Source organism: Priestia sp. 179-F W1.4 NHS, assembly GCF_045369295.1.
GTDB lineage: Bacteria > Bacillota > Bacilli > Bacillales > Bacillaceae_H > Priestia > Priestia zanthoxyli.
Genome location: NZ_JBIQFF010000001.1, coordinates 134,643 through 154,637, shown reverse-complemented (window position 1 = coordinate 154,637; position 19,995 = coordinate 134,643). Strand labels below are relative to the sequence as shown.

17 protein-coding genes and 2 other annotated features are annotated in these 19,995 nt (G+C 38.1%); all 17 genes read right to left on the bottom strand.

The features are described from left to right. Positions 1–9: 9 nt before the first annotated feature. Positions 10–132 (bottom strand) — a sequence feature (ribosomal protein L20 leader region). 171 nt (positions 133–303) lie between these two features. Next, positions 304–2,262, bottom strand: coding sequence for a threonine--tRNA ligase (thrS, locus tag ACH0CI_RS00740; RefSeq protein WP_406900768.1), 1,959 nt, complete (start codon positions 2,260–2,262; stop codon positions 304–306). A gap of 43 nt (positions 2,263–2,305) precedes the next feature. Continuing rightward, positions 2,306–2,554 (bottom strand) — a binding site (T-box leader). A 60-nt stretch (positions 2,555–2,614) separates the two neighbouring features. Further along, a complete protein-coding gene (gene ytxC / locus ACH0CI_RS00735) occupies positions 2,615–3,475 on the bottom strand; it encodes a sporulation protein YtxC (RefSeq protein WP_028411772.1) in 861 nt (286 codons plus the stop codon). Positions 3,476–3,571: 96 nt separating this feature from the next. Continuing rightward, entirely contained in the window at positions 3,572–4,504 is a 933-nt protein-coding gene (gene dnaI / locus ACH0CI_RS00730) for a primosomal protein DnaI (RefSeq protein ID WP_013059430.1), read from the bottom strand. 32 nt (positions 4,505–4,536) lie between these two features. Next, positions 4,537–5,964, bottom strand: coding sequence for a replication initiation and membrane attachment family protein (locus tag ACH0CI_RS00725; protein WP_033579625.1), 1,428 nt, complete (start codon positions 5,962–5,964; stop codon positions 4,537–4,539). Between the two features lie 72 nt (positions 5,965–6,036). Continuing rightward, positions 6,037–6,498, bottom strand: coding sequence for a transcriptional regulator NrdR (nrdR, locus tag ACH0CI_RS00720; protein WP_013059432.1), 462 nt, complete (start codon positions 6,496–6,498; stop codon positions 6,037–6,039). Positions 6,499–6,741: 243 nt separating this feature from the next. Then, entirely contained in the window at positions 6,742–7,128 is a 387-nt protein-coding gene (locus tag ACH0CI_RS00715; protein WP_028411774.1) for a hypothetical protein, read from the bottom strand. Between the two features lie 93 nt (positions 7,129–7,221). Next, a complete protein-coding gene (speD, locus tag ACH0CI_RS00710; RefSeq protein ID WP_013059434.1) occupies positions 7,222–7,602 on the bottom strand; it encodes an adenosylmethionine decarboxylase in 381 nt (126 codons plus the stop codon). 425 nt (positions 7,603–8,027) lie between these two features. Further along, positions 8,028–9,059, bottom strand: coding sequence for a glyceraldehyde-3-phosphate dehydrogenase (locus tag ACH0CI_RS00705; RefSeq protein WP_013059435.1), 1,032 nt, complete (start codon positions 9,057–9,059; stop codon positions 8,028–8,030). Between the two features lie 275 nt (positions 9,060–9,334). Then, complete coding sequence (gene coaE / locus ACH0CI_RS00700; RefSeq protein ID WP_325074917.1) at positions 9,335–9,931, bottom strand: dephospho-CoA kinase; 597 nt, start codon at positions 9,929–9,931, stop codon at positions 9,335–9,337. A 23-nt stretch (positions 9,932–9,954) separates the two neighbouring features. Next, positions 9,955–10,584: a sporulation membrane protein YtaF gene (ytaF, locus tag ACH0CI_RS00695; protein WP_033579623.1), complete on the bottom strand. Its 630-nt coding sequence runs from the start codon at positions 10,582–10,584 to the stop codon at positions 9,955–9,957. A 60-nt stretch (positions 10,585–10,644) separates the two neighbouring features. Further along, the gene (gene mutM, locus ACH0CI_RS00690) at positions 10,645–11,478 is read right to left on the bottom strand and encodes a DNA-formamidopyrimidine glycosylase (RefSeq protein ID WP_028411775.1); all 834 of its coding nucleotides are present in this window, start codon (positions 11,476–11,478) and stop codon (positions 10,645–10,647) included. A 21-nt stretch (positions 11,479–11,499) separates the two neighbouring features. Continuing rightward, positions 11,500–14,127, bottom strand: a complete 2,628-nt coding sequence (gene polA, locus ACH0CI_RS00685) for a DNA polymerase I (protein ID WP_335707174.1) — start codon at positions 14,125–14,127, stop codon at positions 11,500–11,502. A gap of 329 nt (positions 14,128–14,456) precedes the next feature. After that, the gene (pnpS, locus tag ACH0CI_RS00680) at positions 14,457–16,229 is read right to left on the bottom strand and encodes a two-component system histidine kinase PnpS (RefSeq protein ID WP_028411777.1); all 1,773 of its coding nucleotides are present in this window, start codon (positions 16,227–16,229) and stop codon (positions 14,457–14,459) included. Next, positions 16,222–16,938, bottom strand: coding sequence for a response regulator (locus ACH0CI_RS00675; RefSeq protein WP_406900766.1), 717 nt, complete (start codon positions 16,936–16,938; stop codon positions 16,222–16,224). Before ACH0CI_RS00675 ends, pnpS begins: the two co-directional genes overlap by 8 nt. Before the next feature lie 178 nt (positions 16,939–17,116). Next, on the bottom strand, positions 17,117–17,593 hold the full coding sequence (locus ACH0CI_RS00670) for a MaoC family dehydratase (RefSeq protein ID WP_098112321.1): 477 nt from the start codon (positions 17,591–17,593) through the stop codon (positions 17,117–17,119). 133 nt (positions 17,594–17,726) lie between these two features. Next, complete coding sequence (gene mdh, locus ACH0CI_RS00665; protein ID WP_013059443.1) at positions 17,727–18,665, bottom strand: malate dehydrogenase; 939 nt, start codon at positions 18,663–18,665, stop codon at positions 17,727–17,729. Between the two features lie 28 nt (positions 18,666–18,693). After that, positions 18,694–19,986 (bottom strand): NADP-dependent isocitrate dehydrogenase, encoded by a 1,293-nt coding sequence (gene icd, locus ACH0CI_RS00660; protein WP_255906663.1) that lies wholly within the window; start codon positions 19,984–19,986, stop codon positions 18,694–18,696. Positions 19,987–19,995 lie beyond the last annotated feature (9 nt).

Below are 19,995 nucleotides of genomic sequence, written 5' to 3'. Positions count from 1 at the left end.
ATTATTAACTCACACAAAAAAGTGTGAGTACATACTGCACCCACACTTCTATCGTTTTAATTAAGATACGATGTACCTGCTAACTGCTTTATGCGTCACTCAGGTGAGAAGCGGGTGCTTCTTCTTCTGTATAAACAAGTATTCAATTACTTAAGCTATTATAGTATCAACAAAGACAAAAGTCAATGATTTCGTTCTTTTTTCACAACAAAAGTTATTGTATCAAAGGAAAACCATTTATGCAACAGTTTTTTATAAATGTTAGATAAAAAAGCAGAGAATTTCAATTCTCTGCTTTTTTCATTAACGAGATGCTTCTGCTTTTACATTTTGTAAAAAGGCTTGGAAATCCACTGTTTCTGAATTCTGCTCACCATATTTACGTACGTTTACTGCTTTATCTTCTACTTCTTTATCCCCTACAACAAGCATGTAAGGAATTTTTTGCATTTGAGCCTCACGGATTTTATAGCCAATTTTCTCATCGCGAGAATCAAGTTCCACGCGAATACCCGCAAGCTGAAGCTGTTCTTGCACTTCTTTTGCATACTCAAGGTGAACCGTAGGTGATACCGGAATCACTTGAACTTGTACAGGTGCTAACCACGTTGGGAAAGCTCCTTTGTATTCTTCGATTAAGAAAGCTACAAAACGTTCCATTGTTGACACCACGCCGCGGTGAATAACAACAGGTCGATGCTGTTTTCCGTCTTCCCCTACATACGTTAAATCAAAGCGTTCAGGAAGTAAGAAATCCAATTGAACCGTAGATAGCGTCTCTTCTTTACCAAGAGCTGTTTTAACTTGAACATCTAGTTTTGGACCGTAGAATGCCGCTTCGCCTTCAGCTTCATAATAATCAAGGTCAAGCTCATCCATTGCATCTTTTAACATGCTTTGTGCTTTTTCCCACATTGCATCATCATCGAAGTATTTTTCTGTATCTTCAGGATCACGATAAGATAGACGGAATGAATAATTTTCAAATCCAAAATCTTTATAAACCGCTTCAACTAAGCGAACCACACGAATAAATTCTTCTTTGATTTGATCGGGACGTACAAAGATATGTGCATCATTTAACGTCATGCCTCGAACGCGCTGAAGTCCTGATAATGCTCCTGACATTTCGTAGCGGTGCATTGTTCCAAGTTCAGCAATACGGATTGGAAGCTCACGATAGCTGTGAATACCTTGTTTGTACACCATCATGTGATGAGGACAGTTCATTGGACGAAGAACCAGGTCTTCGTTATCCATTTCCATTGCAGGGAACATGTCATCTTGATAGTGCTCCCAGTGACCAGACGTTTTGTAAAGTTCTACACTTCCAAGCACCGGCGTGTAAACGTGCTGATAACCAAGGCTTACTTCTTTATCTACGATATAACGCTCGATAATACGGCGGATCGTCGCACCTTTTGGAAGCCATAAAGGCAGACCTTGTCCTACTTTTTGAGAATTTGTAAATAAGTTTAACTCTTTACCAAGTTTACGGTGGTCACGTTCTTTTGCTTCTTCAAGAAGACGAAGATGCTCGTCTAAATCTGCTTTTGTAAAGAATGCTGTACCGTAAATACGCTGCAGCATTTGATTGTCGCTGTCTCCGCGCCAATAAGCACCTGCTACGCTTAATAGTTTAAACTCTTTAATTTTACCTGTTGACGGCACGTGCACACCTCGGCAAAGATCAAAGAATTCGCCTTGTTGGTAAATCGTCACCTTTTCACCTGCTGGAATCGCATCGATCAATTCAAGCTTTAGTTCATCGCCAACTTCTTTAAAAAGTTGAATGGCTTCTTCACGAGAAACTTCTTTTCGTTCAATTTCAATATTTGAATTAACGATTTTTTTCATTTCTTTTTCAATTCTACCTAAATCTTCAGGAGTAATTGATTCTTCCATATCGATGTCATAGTAAAACCCATTTTCGATAACCGGGCCTACACCTAGCTGTACTTTTACATCTTTGTATAAACGTTTGATTGCTTGAGCCATTAAATGCGCTGTACTATGGCGCATAATTTCAAGCGCTTCAGGAGCATCTTGCGTAATGATTTCAAGACTGCCATCTTGTTCGATTGGCGTACGTAAATCCAGCAGCTCGCTGTTTACTTTACCTGCTAATGCTTTTTTCTTTAATCCCGGGCTAATAGAAGCCGCAATATCTTCTGTTGATGATCCTTTTGGATACTCTTTAACAGCTCCATCAGGAAATGTCATTTTGATTACTTCTGACACAACTTTCCACTCCTTTAACATAACTAATAAACTTTTTGTAAAAACAAAAAACTCGTCCCTTATAAAAAGGGACGAGTTGTGTATACACGCGGTACCACCCTTGTTTCCTCTTCGTATCTTGGATAACCCAAATAACCCGAAGCGGCTCGAGGTTTTATAACGGAAATTCCGTCAGTAATTACTAGAGACGCTGCTCGTTTACTACTGAAGTTTAGAGGTGGTAAGAATATATTCCGTGTTAGGAGATTTTCAGCCTAGATCTCCCTCTCTATAAACCGTAAATATACACTCATGTCCTCATCATAACTTGTGACATATAGCTGTTTTTCAATATGCATTTATTATATTCATTTTCAAAATAGAAATCAACCTTTCACGTTATATTTTGCTTTTGATCAAACGGAAATTCATTTTTTTCGTATAACATCACTTTTTCTTGAAAAATATTTTGAATGGTATAAACAAAATCATGATCATGCTGGTCGCTATACAGATGAATAGCAGCTGGAGATAAACTCAGCAAAGGCGCGATGATAGTTGAGTCTATGTATACTGATTCTTGTTCAGATAGAAAGGCCTCTGCTAGGGCTGCACATTCACGCTCCGGAACATATCTACTGCTTTGGTCGTACAATACAAACTTGTTTTTATTCAAATGCATTACATACACATCGCCTGTAGATGACTGTCTTTCATTAGCTGCTTGACGCAGCTGATGAATAAGAATTTGATAGTCTTGTTCAAGCTTATATTCATCAATCGCCAGCTCAGCATAATAGCGCAGCCGCTCTTGATATTCTTTTAAACGGAATTGGAGAAAAGACTCAAAGGTGAATGTTACATTATGAATGAAGAAGTCTTGAAGAGCCTGGCGGATAAGTAATTCTCTTGGAAGGGAAAATGTTTTTTGCGGAATTTCGCCTCTCTCTCCTTCCATAATCCCCCCCATAATTTGAAGCAGCAAATCTTGTTCTTCCTCTTCTGAATAGAAAAATTGTTCTTTTAATATGTTTACCATCATCTTTTTTTCTTTCTTTTTTAAAATCACGTGCGTTAATACCGGTATCACCATGTCTTGTAAAATGGCCTCTCGATTGTATGTCTCATCAATAACTAAAAGCTGATTATTCACCAACTTCAAGCACTGTGAACCATATGATAAAGCGCTTCGCTTCGCGCATAAAGACTCATATACAATGACTGCGTCTTCTACATATTTAAAGAATATTTTCATTCCTCATAGCCCCCCTTTGGACACGCTTTATTAATGTATATGGGGCAACATGCAAAAAAATGAGCAAGTCGTTACAAGAAATGTAAAACGACCTGCTCATCTATTTCGTTTATTCTCTCCATTCATTTCAACGGGAATGGCTAGAGACTTAATTCGTTCCATGACACGAGCGGCTTTGAGCTCTTCCTGCTCGCCTCGTTGGGTATAAGTCAAATGATGTTGAAGCTCTTTAAAATTTAAATTCGAGCTGAAAAATGTCGGCAAATTTTCGAGCATGCGGAATTGTAAAATGGTTCCGAGCACATCGTCTCGCATCCAGCTCGTTACAGATTCTGCTCCGAGATCATCAAGCATAAGAACCGGTACTTTTTTGACATACTCTATTTTCTCATTGAAGCTTTGATCTTGAAACGAACCTTTTAACTCACGCAAAAACTCCGGGACATACAGAATCGTAGATTTCACTTTCTTTTCGGCTAACGCATTGGCAATTGCTCCAAGAAAATACGTCTTCCCCACACCAAACGAACCGTGTAAATATAAAGCTTTCATTTTCTTATTTGGCTCATATTCTCGCACAAAATCTCTTACTAATTTAATGGCTTCAAATCTTCCCTGCTCAATTTCAATATCAGACATCGTTGCCTGTAAAATTTCTTTGGGCACGTACATACACTGAATAAAAGATTCTTGTTCTTTTCGCTCATCTTCTTGTACTTTTCTAGGACAGCGTTCATACTGTAAATCAATATTACGGCCTTTTACAACCAGCTGAGGGTGATACCCCTTCACCATATTGACACAGCTTTGCAGAGAAGGGCATTTGTCACAGCATTTGCTCTGATCGATAAATTCATGCATCTTCATCAAGCCTCGGTCGACCATTTGCTCATCTAACTCATGGCGATGCTCTTGCAGAAACGTTTTAACTTCGGGATTAGACAGAATACTGTTTCTTAATGCTTCTAAACGTGCTTTAAAATCCTTTTTGTTCACTAACTGATTTAGTGAATCATTGATAGGCTTCATCTTTTTCACCTCATCTCTATCATACCTGCTTTTTATTCTTTATGCTTTTGTTTTAGCTCTTGATCTAACTGCTTGAGCTCTTCTTGTAGCTTTCGTTTTTCTTCTTCAAATCCATCCACTTCTTTTGAAGGCTGCTTTTTCTCTTCTTTTTCTTCATCGCTCAACCACTCTGGCACCATTTCTTTACGCACAATTTTTCGTCCGGCCGTTTTTTTATTTTGCTTTGCCTCGGTCCAGTTCTGATATTCTTTCTGTTCATTTTTAGCTAAATTCATGGCATCTTGAACAGTTTGTACCTTTTTGCGCGCCCAGTGTCCAGCAATTTTCTCTACATAGCTCTTAGATAATTTCATATCGGACCTTAGCATAACATAGTAAATCAGAACATTTACTACCCCTGGTGAAAGCTTTTGATTAAACATCACTTCTTCAATCATTTGCAAATCTGCTTTTGATGGCTCTGCCCCCCCTGAAAACTCGATCAATAGCTGTCGAGGAGAGGTGACTTCTAGCTGTTGAATGAGCTGCTCTTCCTTAGTCTGAGGCTGCTTTTCCTGCATGGTACGAAGCATAGGAGGCTGAATTTGTTCGCTTAGATTGGGAAGTGCTTCTCCATTTTCAAATTGGTAAAAGGACTGTGCTGCTTTTCTAAGCAATTCAATATCAACTTGATCATTCTCATTTAGCGAATCGAGCACTACATTTTTCATTTGAAGAGGATCAATGCCATATAAAAAAGCTAACTTTTCAATCGCTTGTTTTACTTTAGATGTAATGGACCTTTTCGAAATCATTGAATCTGTTAGGCCTGCTAAAAATAAATCAAAATCAAAGGAATCCGGGCTCATCTCAATAGAAGCACGGTTTGAAGAATCTATAAAGTCCGTTTGAGCATCAGGAGAAAATACATCCTTGCTTTCAGACTGAAAACTTGGAGCCAGCTCCGTTGCTTTAACTGATTTAAATACATCGTTAAATGAATGCGTCACATCTTTGAACGATTGATCATCCACGAGTGAATCCGAAAAATAATTTTTTATTTTTTGAAAGATGGATTTTCCTAGTCGGTTATATAAATATACATTTAACACGCCATCGTTAAAGAACTGATGGGGCGTAAGAGGAGGAATGAGCTCATAAATGAACACACGAACATCATCTTCTTCCTTAATATATGTTTTTAACAAACCAATACCTTCTAATTTTAACCGCTCATGGTAAATAGCTTTCAAATTAATTTGCATCATTGACATTAGGTGATGATGCGTAGACTCTTTTCCCCATAAACGATCTTGTTCCAGCTCGCTCCATAGCGTCATATACAAACCAAAACACGTCGTACCCACCAACGGCTGATAGAGCATTGTTAAAATCTTTCGGTCGTATTCCTGCAGTATGCCGCTCGAACGAACAACATAACGATCGACCGGTATCATTTCTTTCCAATGTTGTTCTTTCATGTCGTTCCCTACCTACTTTTAAAGTAATAGAAATGACAAAAAAAGAGCCTAAAGAATACTTCAATAGCTCTTTTACAGTCGTTCCTTCTTAATTAAATCTTTTAATTCATCAATAAATACATTGATGTCTTTAAATTGTCGGTATACCGAAGCAAATCGAACATAAGAGACTTCATCGATAGCAGCTAATCGCTCCATCACCATTTCTCCTACCACATCTGACTGCACCTCTGATGTACCCTGACTGCGCAGCTCTGTTTCAATATCGTGTACGGTATCTTCCAGTTGTTTTAAGCTTACTTGGCGTTTTTCACACGCCTTAATTAACCCTCGAAGGATTTTGTCTTTGCTGAACTCTTCTCTCGCTCCATCTTTTTTTACAACAATTAACGGAAGTTCTTCTACTTTCTCAAAAGTTGTAAAACGATAGTGACACTCTTCGCATTCACGTCTTCTACGAATAGAGCGGCCTTCTTCTACAGGGCGCGAGTCCAGCACTCTCGTTCCATTGTAATGACAGGATGGGCACTTCATATTCTCAGCTCCAATAATAAACCTTGTTTTTCTTTTTATTTTCTCTCATATAAGTTAATTTTCATCTATGTTAGCCGGCTATTCGCCATTTATTATGATTGTCATCATCATTTCCTTTATCAAACACGATGCTATATTAAAGGATTTACTTTATTCCATCTTATAGAAAACAAGGCTTGAATACAAGTAAAGGAAAAGGAATTTCCCCATTTTATTTCCTGAAATTCAAAAATGATAAGGAACTTACGAAGAAAGAGGAATAAGTTTTTGATCAAAGCTCTTATAAAGCGTACGTACAAGTTCTTTGCTAAAACCAAAATCAACTGGCACCACTTTTGACTCTGTTGTAGCAGAAAAATCGATAGCGGTTTCAAGAGGACGTACGCTAATAATGGTAATCACAACAAAAGCTTTTCTTCCTTTTACAACGTTTAAGCTAATTTCTCCTCGCTCTTCATACGCAGCAAGTATCTCTATCCCTTGCATATGCTTCAACATTTCATGAACTTGCTTAAATGCATTCCCAGCCGTTGTTTTGTAATAATGCGTTTTTAGAGTCGGATCTGAATGACGATCGCTTGTTTCTACATGATTAGAAAATAAAGATTTAACTACTTGTACTACCCCCATGTTGTTATCCCCTTTGTTTTTGCATATTAAAAATTTATATACTAAAAAGAGGTGTGTAATACACCTCTTAACTTACGTAATCAATCGACACTATTAAAGTGCATTCGCTTTAGTTTGTTTTACCTGAACAGGACCCATTCCACGTGGTAATTCAATTGTTTCACGTGTCTGTGCACTTAGAGCATCTGCAATATAATCTGCTGCGATTGTAGGATCTAAATGACCACAAGTATAAACATCGATACTTGCATAACCATGCTCTGGGAAGCTGTGAATCGTTAAATGTGATTCTGAAATAATAACAACGCCACTTACACCTTGAGGTGCAAATTTATGGAACGCTACTTCGCGAACTTCCGCACCAGATTTTAAAGCTGCATCAACAAACGTTTTTTCAATATAATCAATATCATTTAACTTATCGAAATCGCATCCCCATAATTCTGAGATGACATGACGACCCATTGTTTCCATAATGATATTTCCCCCTTTAACAATTTTTAATCGTTAAACATGAAGTTCTTTCGCCATATAGCATGTTAACTACCACGGGGGAAAGTTAGTCCAAAGAGGTCCTAACCCTTTAAGTAGCCACATCACCGAAAGGTACACAAGAAGTTCACGAAACATAGTATACTTTGTTTACATTTATTTTGCAATACGTGTTTTGATTTTATTAAAGATTGTTCCCGCAGATAGACCTATACAAATTACCCCTGTATTCTCGTGAGACAGTGTGTAAAAGCTGCTAAACGACTATTCATTTTTTTATTAAAATTGAGGAAAAGAAACACTCCTTTGCATGATTATCTTATTGCTTTTCCCTATTCTTTTGAATAAAAACAAAAAAAACAGGGCGATAGCTCCCTGTTTTTTTAAAAAAGCAATCTATAGCTTTCTTAGCTTACTCTTATCTTTGATCCATTACGCATTTCTGCAGCAATATATCTTACCAAATCGACTACGCGCTGAGAGTAGCCCCACTCGTTATCGTACCAAGCTAACACTTTAATTTTATGATCTTCCATTACGATAGTCGATAGTCCATCTACAATCGCTGAATGAGGATTTGTATTAAAGTCAATTGATACGAGTGGTTCCATTGTTAAATTTAAAATATTCTTTAATGGTCCTTCAGCAGCTTTAATGAACGCTAGATTAACATCTTCCATCGTCACAGGTTTCCTTACATCCACAACTAAATCGACAAGCGATACGTTCGGCGTAGGAACGCGCAGCGCCATTCCATGAAGCTTTCCTTTTAAATGAGGAAGAACTAATGAAAGCGCCTTGGCTGCTCCAGTTGTTGTAGGAATAATTGATTGAGCACACGCACGGGCTCTTCGCAAGTCTTTATGCGGGTTATCAATATTCTTTTGATCATTTGTATATGCGTGAACGGTCGTCATTAAACCGTTTTCAATTGTGAACGCTTCGTCTAACACCTTGACAACTGGAGCTAGACAATTTGTCGTACAAGAGGCATTAGAGATAATGTTATGCTGATTCACATCAAACTCTCGTTCGTTTACGCCCATCACAATAGTAATATCTTCTTGTTTACCCGGTGCCGTTAAGACAACTTTTTTAGCACCTGCTTCAATATGTAACTGCGCTTTTTCTCTTGAATTAAATTTCCCTGTTGCTTCAACAACTAAATCAATCCCAAGCTCTTTCCAAGGCAAATTCAGCGGATCGCGTGAATTTAATAGCTGGATTCTTTTACCGTTAACAATTAGCGCATCATCATCACATTTAACATCTCCATTAAATGGTCCGTGTATAGAGTCATATTTGATTAAATGTGCTAATGTTTCTGCTGGATAAGATGCATTTATAGCAATAATATCTAAATTCTCCTCTATAATCGCTGTGCGAAAAACCATTCTTCCTATTCTCCCAAAACCATTAATGGCAATACGTGCTTTCATGGCTATACCCCTCTCTATATGTGTTATACTATTTAACTTTTTATATTGAATAGTATAACATAAATATTTAAAAAGTGAATAATATTAATTTTTTTTAATAAATTATTTTAATTAAGTTTTACTATATGTATATAGCGAGAACAGATATTTAACACATTCTTTTTTAGAAGCTCGTAAATATTCTCAATAAAAAAATCCGAACGAGCTTGATTCTACCTCAAGAATCAAGCTCGTTCGGATTTCCCTTCAGCTAACATACGTTTATCTCAGCCTCTTTAATCTAGCCATAGGGCTAATATACTTAAAAGCTGTTGTTTTGTTTCCTCTACAGGTCCGTTGTTATTGATCACCGCATCGGCTAAGGCTACTTTTTGAATCAAAGGCAGCTGTGCGTGGATACGTGCATAGGCATCTTTCGTCGAGAGATCATTACGAGATTTTAACCTTTCTAGCTGCACAGGCTCATCGACATATACAACCACTACTTTATCGACTAAATGCGTCAAATCACTTTCAAACAGCAGCGGAATATCTAATACCACAGCATCATATCCTTCCTCGATATACCTTTCCTTTTGAGAAAGCATTTCTTTTCTTACCGCAGGGTGTACAATTGCATTCAACTTTCTACGTTCTTCCTCTTGAGAAAACACAATTCCCCCTAAAGCCGCTCGATTGATCTCCGCATTTTCGTGAAGAATGGCACGGCCGAACGTCTCTACAATTTGGTTATATGCTTCTTTTCCTGGTTCGACGACTTCTTTTGCAATGTGGTCAGCATCGATTACTGGAATATTAATATCTCTCAGCATTCCGGTTACCGTACTTTTTCCACTAGCAATTCCGCCCGTTAATCCAATTACAATTGACATTGGCCTCTCCTTTATCGCTTTATTTAAAATCTAAAAATACCTAAAATAATAAGCAGAACTCCCGGTAAAAAGGAAAACATTTTCATCCATGATAAACGTGAAAAAACTTTGCCAAACTGTATGCCAGCACTTAAAAAAAGTGAACTCATAAGAGCTACAGCAATTGCTAAAGCATACGGCGAATAACCTAATAAAGCTGCTCCAAACCCTGCTCCAAATGCATCAAGAGATAATGCAATTCCAAGTATAAATGCTTCAATCCCAGTGATGGAACCTGAATTATCTAAATCTGCTGCCGTTGGTTTTTTCAATACGTTAATGACTAAGCCAATTGACTTAATTTCAATTTTCACTAATGTTTTTTCTTCTTTCACTCGAGATGAATCTGCCGGACAAAAAAACTGGTATAAAATCCACATTCCAAGTAGAACAAGAATACCTCCGCCTACTTTATTTAGTACATCCACTGAAAATAGATGCGTAAGTACCTTTCCTAAAAACATAGAAAACATTAAAGAAAATGCTGAGCAACATGAAATAATAAAAATGGATTTCAGCGGGATTTTCACCTTTCGAAGTCCGTATGTCAGGCCAACGCTAAAGCTGTCAAGACTTACGGCAAAAGCAAGAATAAGTAAAGAAAATGTTATCATGATGAGAGGACTCCTTTCCCTTCTGTCTATACGTAGTATATGAAAGGAGCCCATCCATTGTTATTTTTTAGCCGGCTGACAATTTGGGCAGATATGTGTTCCTCTACCGCCTACAACAAATTTTTCAATTGGGGTACCGCAAATTTTACAGGATTCGCCTTTTCTTCCGTACACGTAAAGCTGCTGCTGAAACATGCCTATTTGCCCCTGTGTGTTTACATACGTGCGAATTGTGCTTCCCCCTTGTTTCACCGCTTCTTGAAGGGTCGCTACAATTTCTTCGTACAATTTTTCATACTCTTCGTCTGTTAATTGGCTGGCCACTCGTTCAGGGTGAATCCCTGCGCGAAATAGTGCTTCATCTACATAAATATTCCCTAGCCCAACCACGACATTTTGATCGAGTAAAACCGGCTTGATTTTTCGAGAGGTTTTGCCGATTCGCATTTTTAACTGACTTGGATTAAATGTTTCGTCAAACGGTTCAGGTCCAAGGCCAATAAGAGGAGGAAACAGATCTTCCTCTCCCTTTTTAAATAAGTGCATGGTACCAAATTTCCTTACATCCCGGTATCGTAATTCTGTTCCGTCGGTGAAGTGAAAAAAGACGTGTACATGCTTATCTGGTTCGTCTGCATTTTCATGGAGAGCATATTTTCCTTCCATACGCAGATGAGAAACCATCGTATAATCATCGAGTACAATTTTCAAAAACTTACCTCTGCGTTCAACATCTCGAATGGTTTGTCCAACAAGCGCGTCACAAAACTGCTCAACTTGCTCAGGACGTTTGATAATATTAGGCCATTTAACGGTTACACGCTCAATGGTCTTACCACTGGCTAATTCAATCAACGTACGTCTGACGGTCTCAACTTCTGGTAATTCTGGCACGTTTGTCACATCCTTTTTCCACTACTTTGCTTCGTACCAAGTCTTTCCGTAAGAATAATCTACTTTCAACGGAACTTCTAGCTCTAAAGCATGCTCCATTACTTGTGGTACGATTTTCTCTAAAATTTTAATTTCTTCTTCTGGGGCTTCAAAAATCAGCTCATCGTGTACTTGAAGCAGCAGCTTAGCCTGAAGATTTTCATCTTTTAAGCGCTTATCCATTTCAATCATTGCTTTTTTAATAATGTCAGCTGCTGTCCCTTGAATAGGCGTATTCATAGCTGTACGCTCAGCGAAGCTGCGGAGGTTAAAGTTTCGGCTCGTGATTTCAGACAAGTAACGGCGGCGGTGCAAGAGCGTTGTTACGTATCCCTTTTCTTTTGCATCGCGCACAATCGTATCCATATACTCCTGTACACCCGGGAAGCTTTTTAAATAGCGTTCAATAAAAGTAGCCGCTGCTTTTCTTGTAATTCCTAAACTTTGCGATAAACCGTAATCACTGATGCCATAGACGATTCCAAAATTAACTGCTTTAGCCTGACGGCGCATATTCGACGTTACTTCTTCTCTTTCGACGTGGAACACATCCATCGCTGTTTTCGTATGAATATCTAAGTCATGCTTAAACGCATCAATTAGCTTTTCATCATTTGCAATATGAGCCAGTACGCGCAGCTCAATTTGTGAATAATCCGCCGCAAATATTAACCAATCAGGCTGTGAAGGCACGAACGCACCTCTTATTTTTTTACCTTCTTCAAGACGAATCGGGATGTTTTGCAAGTTAGGATCTACTGAGCTTAACCTTCCCGTTTGAGTTAACGTTTGATTAAAGCGGGTATGAACTTTTCCATCGCTTTCATGAATAACCTTTTTTAACCCTTCGATATACGTAGACTGTAATTTTCCTAGCTGACGGTATTGTAAAATCTCTGGGATAATATCATGGGCGCTAGCTAATTGCTCTAATACATCAGCTGATGTGGAATAGCCTGTTTTTGTTTTCTTTATGACTGGAAGCTGCATTTTTTCAAAAAGAACAACTCCTAGCTGCTTTGGTGAATTAATATTGAATTCTTGTCCAGCGTATTCGTAGATTTTCGCTTCAATTTTTTCAAGCTGTTCTCGAAGATCTTCGCCCATTTCATCCAAACGCGCCCGATCAATTTTCACCCCTTGATATTCCATATCGGCAAGGACAATGGCAAGAGGCATTTCAAGCTTTTCAAACAGCTCAAACTGTTCATTTTCAACCAATTCTTTTTCCAACACTTCTTTTAAATAAGCTACGGCGGCTGCTTTTCTTATAACATGCTCAGCTAGCTGAGCAGCTTCCGCAATGCTTCGCTTAGCTCCTTTTCCATACACCGCTTCATCTGATTGCACTTGATGATATCCTTTTAATTTTGCAATTGTCGCTAGGTCATCATTTGCTTCAGCGGGATTTAAGATGTAAGAAGCAATCATTACATCATGTTCAATTCCTTTAATTTCATGCCCCGCCCATTTTAACGATACAATCGTACGTTTTCCATTAAATACCGTCTTTTTTACATCTTCATCTTCTAGCCATGCTGTAAACTTGGGAGATGAAAGAGCTGTGTCTTTATCAATAAAATAGTGGCCGTTTTTGTTGCTGATTCCAAAACCGAGCAGCTGATTGTGATGATAGTTTTCTTCATAACCTTCTACGATCAGAGCTGCTTCGCTTGTTAACATATCATCGTGAACTTCCTGCACTATTTCAAACGTCAGTTCTTCAAAATCTGCTTCCTCTTCTGCTGATTCACCAAATTTAGCAAGCAGAGAATTAAACCCAAGCTCTTTAAATAAAGAGATGACCTTTGAAGATTCAAACCCGTCATATTTCGCATCTTCTACAGATACTTCAAGAGGCGCTTCGCAATAAATAGTTGCAAGCTTTTTACTCATGATGGCTGATTCACGATTATCTTCTAGCTTTTCTTTTAATTTTTTACCGCTGACTTGATCGATAGATTGCAATACATTTTCAACGGTTTCAAACTCTTTTAATAGCTTTAAGGCTGTTTTTTCTCCAACTCCAGGCACACCTGGGATATTATCTGAGCTGTCTCCCATAAGACCCTTCATATCAATGATTTGCGCAGCCGTGATTCCATATTTTTCATCAATGGCTGCAGGCGTATAGGAATCCACATCCGTAATTCCTTTTCTCGTAATATCTACGGTTACATGCTCTGACACAAGCTGAAGTAAATCTTTATCACCGGAAATGACTTTCACGGCCATTCCTTTTTGTTCTGCTTGTTTTGAAAGTGTACCGATAATATCATCTGCTTCGTACTCAGGCAGTTCATAGCGCTTAATTCCATATGCATCTAATAACTCACGAATAAAGGGAAACTGCTCTGAAAGTTCAGGAGGCGTCTTTTGTCTGCCTCCTTTATATTCTGTAAATGTTTTGTGACGAAACGTTGTTTTCCCTGCATCAAAAGCCACCAGTAAATGCGTTGGCTTCTCTTCCTCTAAAATACGTGTCAGCATTGTAGTAAAGCCGTATATGGCATTTGTATGTATTCCTTTATCATTGTTTAAAAGCGGCAAAGCAAAAAATGCACGGTAGGCAATACTATTCCCGTCAATTAATACTAGTTTTTGTGTCATTCATGTTCCTCCATTTCGCTCTCTTCTTATCTTACCTTTATTTTAGCAAACAATAAGCTTTAAGGACAAAAAGTACTCTTGAATTCAACGTTTTATTTTCATATGGTGATAAGATCTATACATCATAAAATAAAAAACACCGCCTGGTTATTTTAGGCGGTGTAGCATGTGAATGGATAGAAATTGTCAAAAAGAATCGGCGAAAATAGCACGGTTAAAGCTATTTTCGCCTTACATATTGGCTCCTTGGATGAAGGGGTTTCCATGAAAAATTGTATCAATTAATTATTAAGCTACATTAAATAAATTGTAAAAGGAACGTAAACATTTTACATCTGCGGCAAATACTTGTGCAGCTTCACCGAAAAAGTTGTCCCTTTATTGACTTCACTTTTCACTTCAATTTCCCCTTTATGAGCTTCAACAAGATGTTTAACAATTGCTAATCCAAGACCTGTTCCTCCGGAATTGCGGCTTCTTGCTTTATCTACTCTGTAAAAACGCTCAAAAATACGTGAAATTTCATCAGAATCAATACCGATACCTGTATCTTGAACATGAACCGTAATCGTTTCTTCTTCCTCTTCAAGCGAAACGTGAACGGTTCCTCCAGGCATTGTATACATGAGTGCATTGCCAATTAAGTTAACGAACACTTGCATAAGGCGCTGACTGTCACCATCAATCCACGCTTCTTCAGGAAGCGTATCTAACGTTAGAGTGATTTCTTTTTCATTCGCTCGGTTCGATAGCACTGTTATGACCTCATAGAGAAGGGTATTCAAATCTACTGAATGAATGCTTAGTTTAAAACCTTGCTGTTCAACTTTAGATAAATCCAAAAGATCTTGAATCAAGCTCTCCATGCGCTGGCTTTCCGTTAGAATAATAGATAGAAACTGCTCTCGCAGCTTTGGATCTTCCATGGCACCGTCTAACAATGTCTCACTAAACCCTTTAATGGACGTAATAGGCGTTTTTAGTTCATGAGACACATTCGCTACAAAGTCACGGCGCACTTGTTCTAGTTTTTTCAGCTCGGTAATATCATGGAAAACAAGCACAATGCCTTTCCATTCATCGTTTAAGCCAATAATCGGCGCTCCGTAAACATCAAAATATCTTCGTTCAATATTTAAAGGCAAAACGACTTGTTTTCGAACCTTTACTTCGGTCATAAATATTTTTTCCACAAGTTTAATGATTTCTTTGTGCTCAAATACCTCATAATACAAGTGATAAAGGAAGTCGTCCGGATGTATATGAAACTGCTCTTTATAAGCTCGGTTCACTAAGTTTATATAGCCTCGACTATCGATAAGAAGCATACCGCTTCCCATATTTTCAATTAGGGTGCGCAGCCTGTCCTGCTGCATTTCTTGATTAGTGATAGACTCTTGCAGATTACGAGCAAGTGCGTTAATAGACTGACTCAGCATCCCTGTTTCATCTACATAATCTTCATATGTACGAGCTTTATAATTCCCTTTTGCAAGTTCCATAGCCACCTTGGTTGCCGATTCAATAGGACGGGTATAGCGCCCCATAATCTTTACACCTAAGAGTAAAATCACAATCAAAGCTAGACCTAAGCTTCCAATAAGAAGCCCCCAGATTTGCTGATTTACTTGTTTTAATGAATCAAACGATGTACTCAAAACAACAAATCCCTCTTGCTTACCTTCTATAATAAGCGGGATACCATAGTAATATAAGTCGTAATCTTCTTTAATTTGATCAAAGCTTTTTTTGCTGTTTAACTGCTTTTTTAATACTTGTTGGATTACAATACTTTTTTCGATTCTTTGCTGCTTGCTACCTGGATTTGAGTCAACTAATATTTTTCCATCTTTTTGAACGACAGTCGTTCGTACACTTAGCGAATGACTGATTTGATCAACTTTAGATTTTAAAGCAGGACTTGTGATGCCTTCTTCACTAATGTACATTTCCACAAGCTTTGCTTCTTTTTCCATTCGCTCTTGAAACGTTTGAAAATAAAAGTTTTTAAACAACTGCCCCAGCAGCAGGCCAAGACCTACTAATACAATAATAATAAGTACTAATAGAGCCAAAAGTAGCCTTGAACGAAATTTATTCATCTACCTTTGGTTCCTCCAGCTTATATCCTAATCCTCTAATCGTTTTTATATAAACCGGTTTTCGCGTATTATGTTCAATTTTCTCACGCAGATGGCTGATGTGCACATCTACAATTCGCGTATCTCCGGCAAAATCATAATTCCACACTGCACTCAGCAGCTGATCACGAGTTAATACCCGTCCTTTGTATTTTGCCAAATATAATAATAACTCGAATTCTTTCGGAGTAAGCTCAAGCTGCTGTTGATTAAAGTAGGCCTCATAATGATCTGGAAGAATTTTTAAATCACCAATCATGATGCGTTCGCCATCTTCCTCCTGTTCATTTTCCTGAGCAATAATTTGTGTTCTGCGTAAAATGGCTTTTACACGGGCTACTACTTCTCGAGGACTAAATGGTTTCGTCATGTAGTCATCTGCGCCAAGTTCTAGCCCTAATACCTTGTCAAACTCATCGTCTTTTGCAGTTAACATTAAAATAGGCGTCATCACTTTTTGCTGACGAAGCTTTTTACAAACTTCAATTCCATCCATTTTAGGAAGCATCAAGTCTAACACAATTAAATCAGGTTTTCCTTCTAATGCCTTGTTGTATCCTTCTTCCCCATCTTCAGCTGTTTCTACTGTAAAGCCAGCTTGTTGTAAATTATATTGTAATAATGTTGAAATTGATTGTTCATCATCTACGACTAATAATTTCTTACTCATATTAACGATATAAGCCTCCATCTAGTTAAATTAAACCGCAGCTTCATCCAAATGATATTATTTTCTATTTATCTTCTCTTATCATACAATGTTTTAGCCTCGTTCTCCAATACATTTCAACATTTTCAGAAAATATGGCTAAAGAGCTTCTTCTATATTTATCAATATTTAGGGCGTTTTAAAAATTTTCAAAGTCATGTGTCTCTACTGATGGAAGTCTAAGCGGCGGATACACAAGAAACCGAGCCGTTACTACTTTCTCTTTTTGTTCATTGACCGCTTCTACTTCAATCGTAACAGTTTTAGAAGAAACATCTACCTCTGTGACTTCAAATAAAAATTCAATCGTACTATAATGATGAATTTTTTTGGGAAAGGCAACCGTATGTTCTGCAACATGGCTTCCAGGTCCGGGCAAGTACTTTGAAATGGCTGCTGTCATAATACCGGTAATCATAATGCTTGGCACAATAGGTTTCTTAAAAGGTGTCTGAGATGCATAATCATGCTGAATGTATAAAGGGTTAGAATCATTTGTCAGCCCTAAGTACAATAAGATATCTTTATCTTCAATTCGTTCAGTTAGCGTTAATTTTTCTCCAACTTTTATATCTTCAAGACTTCGACCTATTTTTTGTTTTTTACCTAATACCATCATCATTCCACCTTTTGTATAAAGTAATAGTTTTTCTTTATATACAAGAAAAATTCGAGGTTTCCCTCGAATTTTCCTTGTGACTATTGTTTGAATATCCATAAAAACCTATACTCAAACCTACTTTATTGTATTAAGCTAATACACCCATGACAGTTTTGACTGATTTTGCTGATTGATCTAACGCAGCTTTTTCAGAATCAGTAAGTTCTAATTCAATTACTTGCTCAATTCCTGCAGCTCCTAATACGGTCGGAACACCTAAGTAGATGCCGTTATAACCATATTCACCCTCTAGGTAAGCAATCGCTGGTAAAATACGACGCTGATCTTTTAAGATCGCTTCTGTCATTTCCACTAAAGAAGCAGCAGGAGCGTAGTACGCACTTCCGTTGCCTAATAAGTTAACGATCTCGCCGCCGCCTTTGCGTGTTCTTTCAACAATTGCTTCAAGACGCGCTTTTGGAATAAGCGTTTCAAGAGGAATACCGCCAGCATATGAGTAGCGTACAAGAGGTACCATATCGTCGCCATGTCCACCAAGTACAAAACCTGTGATATCTTTCACTGAAATGTTTAACTCCTGCGCTACGAACGTACGGAAACGTGCAGAATCTAATACGCCTGATTGACCGATTACGCGGTTTTTAGGAAAACCAGATTCTTTAAATACTGTGTACGTCATAGCATCTACCGGGTTTGTTAACACGATAATGTGACAGTTTGGCGAGTATTTAACAACTTCTTGAGTAACAGATTTCATAATTTTTTGGTTCGTTGTGACTAAATCATCGCGACTCATACCTGGCTTACGCGCGATACCAGCTGTAATAATGACAATGTCAGAATCAGCTGTGTCTTCGTAGTTGGCTGTTCCTGTAATGTTAGCGTCAAAGCCTTGTACAGGACTTGCTTCTAACATATCCAGCGCTTTACCTTTAGCTGGATTTTCTAATTGCGGAATATCAACTAATACAACATCAGCTAATTCTTTTTGACCAATTAAAAAAGCAGTTGTAGCTCCCGTAAAGCCCGCTCCGATAACAGATACTTTTTTACGCATATTTGCCATTATAATTCCTCCCCTAAATGAATAGCTATTAAACTGTTACTTGTTTTCCTAGATTGCTAATTAATTCATCAGCAAACTCTGAACACTTCACTTCTGTTGCGCCGTCCATTAAACGTGCGAAATCATATGTTACTACTTTTGAAGCAATTGTTTTTTCCATTGATTTCATGATTAAATCCGCTGCTTCATTCCAGCCAAGGTGTTCAAGCATTAACACACCTGATAATAATACAGAAGATGGGTTTACTTTATCTAAACCAGCATATTTAGGTGCTGTACCGTGAGTTGCTTCAAAGATAGCATGTCCAGTTTCATAGTTGATGTTTGCTCCTGGAGCAATTCCGATACCGCCAACTTGTGCTGCTAATGCATCTGAAATGTAATCTCCATTTAAGTTCATTGTTGCTACTACATCGAATTCACGTGGACGAGTTAAAATTTGTTGTAAGAAGATATCTGCAATAGAATCTTTTACAATAATTTTTCCTGCTGCTTCCGCTTCTGCTTGAGCTTTGTTTGCAGCTTGTGCACCTTCTTTTTCAACGATGCGGTCATATTGAGCCCAAGTAAATACTTTATCGCCGAATTCTTTTTCAGCTAGCTCATAGCCCCAATTTTTAAATGCGCCTTCTGTATATTTCATAATGTTACCTTTGTGTACAAGCGTAACAGACTTGCGGCCCTGTTCAATCGCATAGTTGATTGCTGCACGCACAAGACGCTCTGTTCCTTCAGAAGAAATAGGCTTAATACCTAATCCAGAAGTTTCAGGGAAACGGATTTTATTTACGCCTAATTCCGTTTGTAGGAATGAAACAAGTTTTTGTACTTCTTCAGAACCCTTCGCATATTCAATACCAGCATAAATATCTTCAGTATTTTCACGGAAGATAACCATATCTGTATCTTCTGGGCGCTTAATTGGAGAAGGTACGCCGTCAAAGTAGCGAACAGGACGTAAGCATGTGAATAAGTCTAATTCTTGACGCAATGCCACGTTTAGAGAACGAATTCCACCGCCTACTGGTGTCGTTAATGGTCCTTTGATTGCAATTATGTATTCGCGAATTGCATCTAACGTTTCTTCCGGTAACCATTCGCCAGTTTGATTAAATGCTTTTTCACCTGCTAATACTTCTTTCCAAACGATTTCTTTTTCACCACTGTATGCTTTTGCAACTGCTGCTTCTAATACGCGGGAAGCTGCTGCCCAGATATCCGGACCAATTCCGTCACCTTCGATAAATGGAATAATTGGGTTATTTGGTACGTTTAAAACGCCGTTTGCTACAGAAATTTGTTCACCTTTTGTCATGAGAATGACCTCCTT

Coding starts and splice junctions, on each gene's coding strand:
- mdh (WP_013059443.1), bottom strand. CDS start 18,665: ATGGCAAATATGCGTAAAAAAGTATCTGTTATCGGAGCGGGCTTTACG.
- speD (WP_013059434.1), bottom strand. CDS start 7,602: ATGGAAACAATGGGTCGTCATGTCATCTCAGAATTATGGGGATGCGAT.
- thrS (WP_406900768.1), bottom strand. CDS start 2,262: ATGTTAAAGGAGTGGAAAGTTGTGTCAGAAGTAATCAAAATGACATTT.
- polA (WP_335707174.1), bottom strand. CDS start 14,127: ATGACACAAAAACTAGTATTAATTGACGGGAATAGTATTGCCTACCGT.
- ACH0CI_RS00670 (WP_098112321.1), bottom strand. CDS start 17,593: ATGGTATTAGGTAAAAAACAAAAAATAGGTCGAAGTCTTGAAGATATA.
- dnaI (WP_013059430.1), bottom strand. CDS start 4,504: ATGAAGCCTATCAATGATTCACTAAATCAGTTAGTGAACAAAAAGGAT.
- pnpS (WP_028411777.1), bottom strand. CDS start 16,229: ATGAATAAATTTCGTTCAAGGCTACTTTTGGCTCTATTAGTACTTATT.
- ytaF (WP_033579623.1), bottom strand. CDS start 10,584: ATGATAACATTTTCTTTACTTATTCTTGCTTTTGCCGTAAGTCTTGAC.
- ACH0CI_RS00705 (WP_013059435.1), bottom strand. CDS start 9,059: ATGAAAGCACGTATTGCCATTAATGGTTTTGGGAGAATAGGAAGAATG.
- ACH0CI_RS00715 (WP_028411774.1), bottom strand. CDS start 7,128: ATGGGGGTAGTACAAGTAGTTAAATCTTTATTTTCTAATCATGTAGAA.
- ACH0CI_RS00725 (WP_033579625.1), bottom strand. CDS start 5,964: ATGAAAGAACAACATTGGAAAGAAATGATACCGGTCGATCGTTATGTT.
- ytxC (WP_028411772.1), bottom strand. CDS start 3,475: ATGAAAATATTCTTTAAATATGTAGAAGACGCAGTCATTGTATATGAG.
- coaE (WP_325074917.1), bottom strand. CDS start 9,931: ATGTCAATTGTAATTGGATTAACGGGCGGAATTGCTAGTGGAAAAAGT.
- nrdR (WP_013059432.1), bottom strand. CDS start 6,498: ATGAAGTGCCCATCCTGTCATTACAATGGAACGAGAGTGCTGGACTCG.
- ACH0CI_RS00675 (WP_406900766.1), bottom strand. CDS start 16,938: ATGAGTAAGAAATTATTAGTCGTAGATGATGAACAATCAATTTCAACA.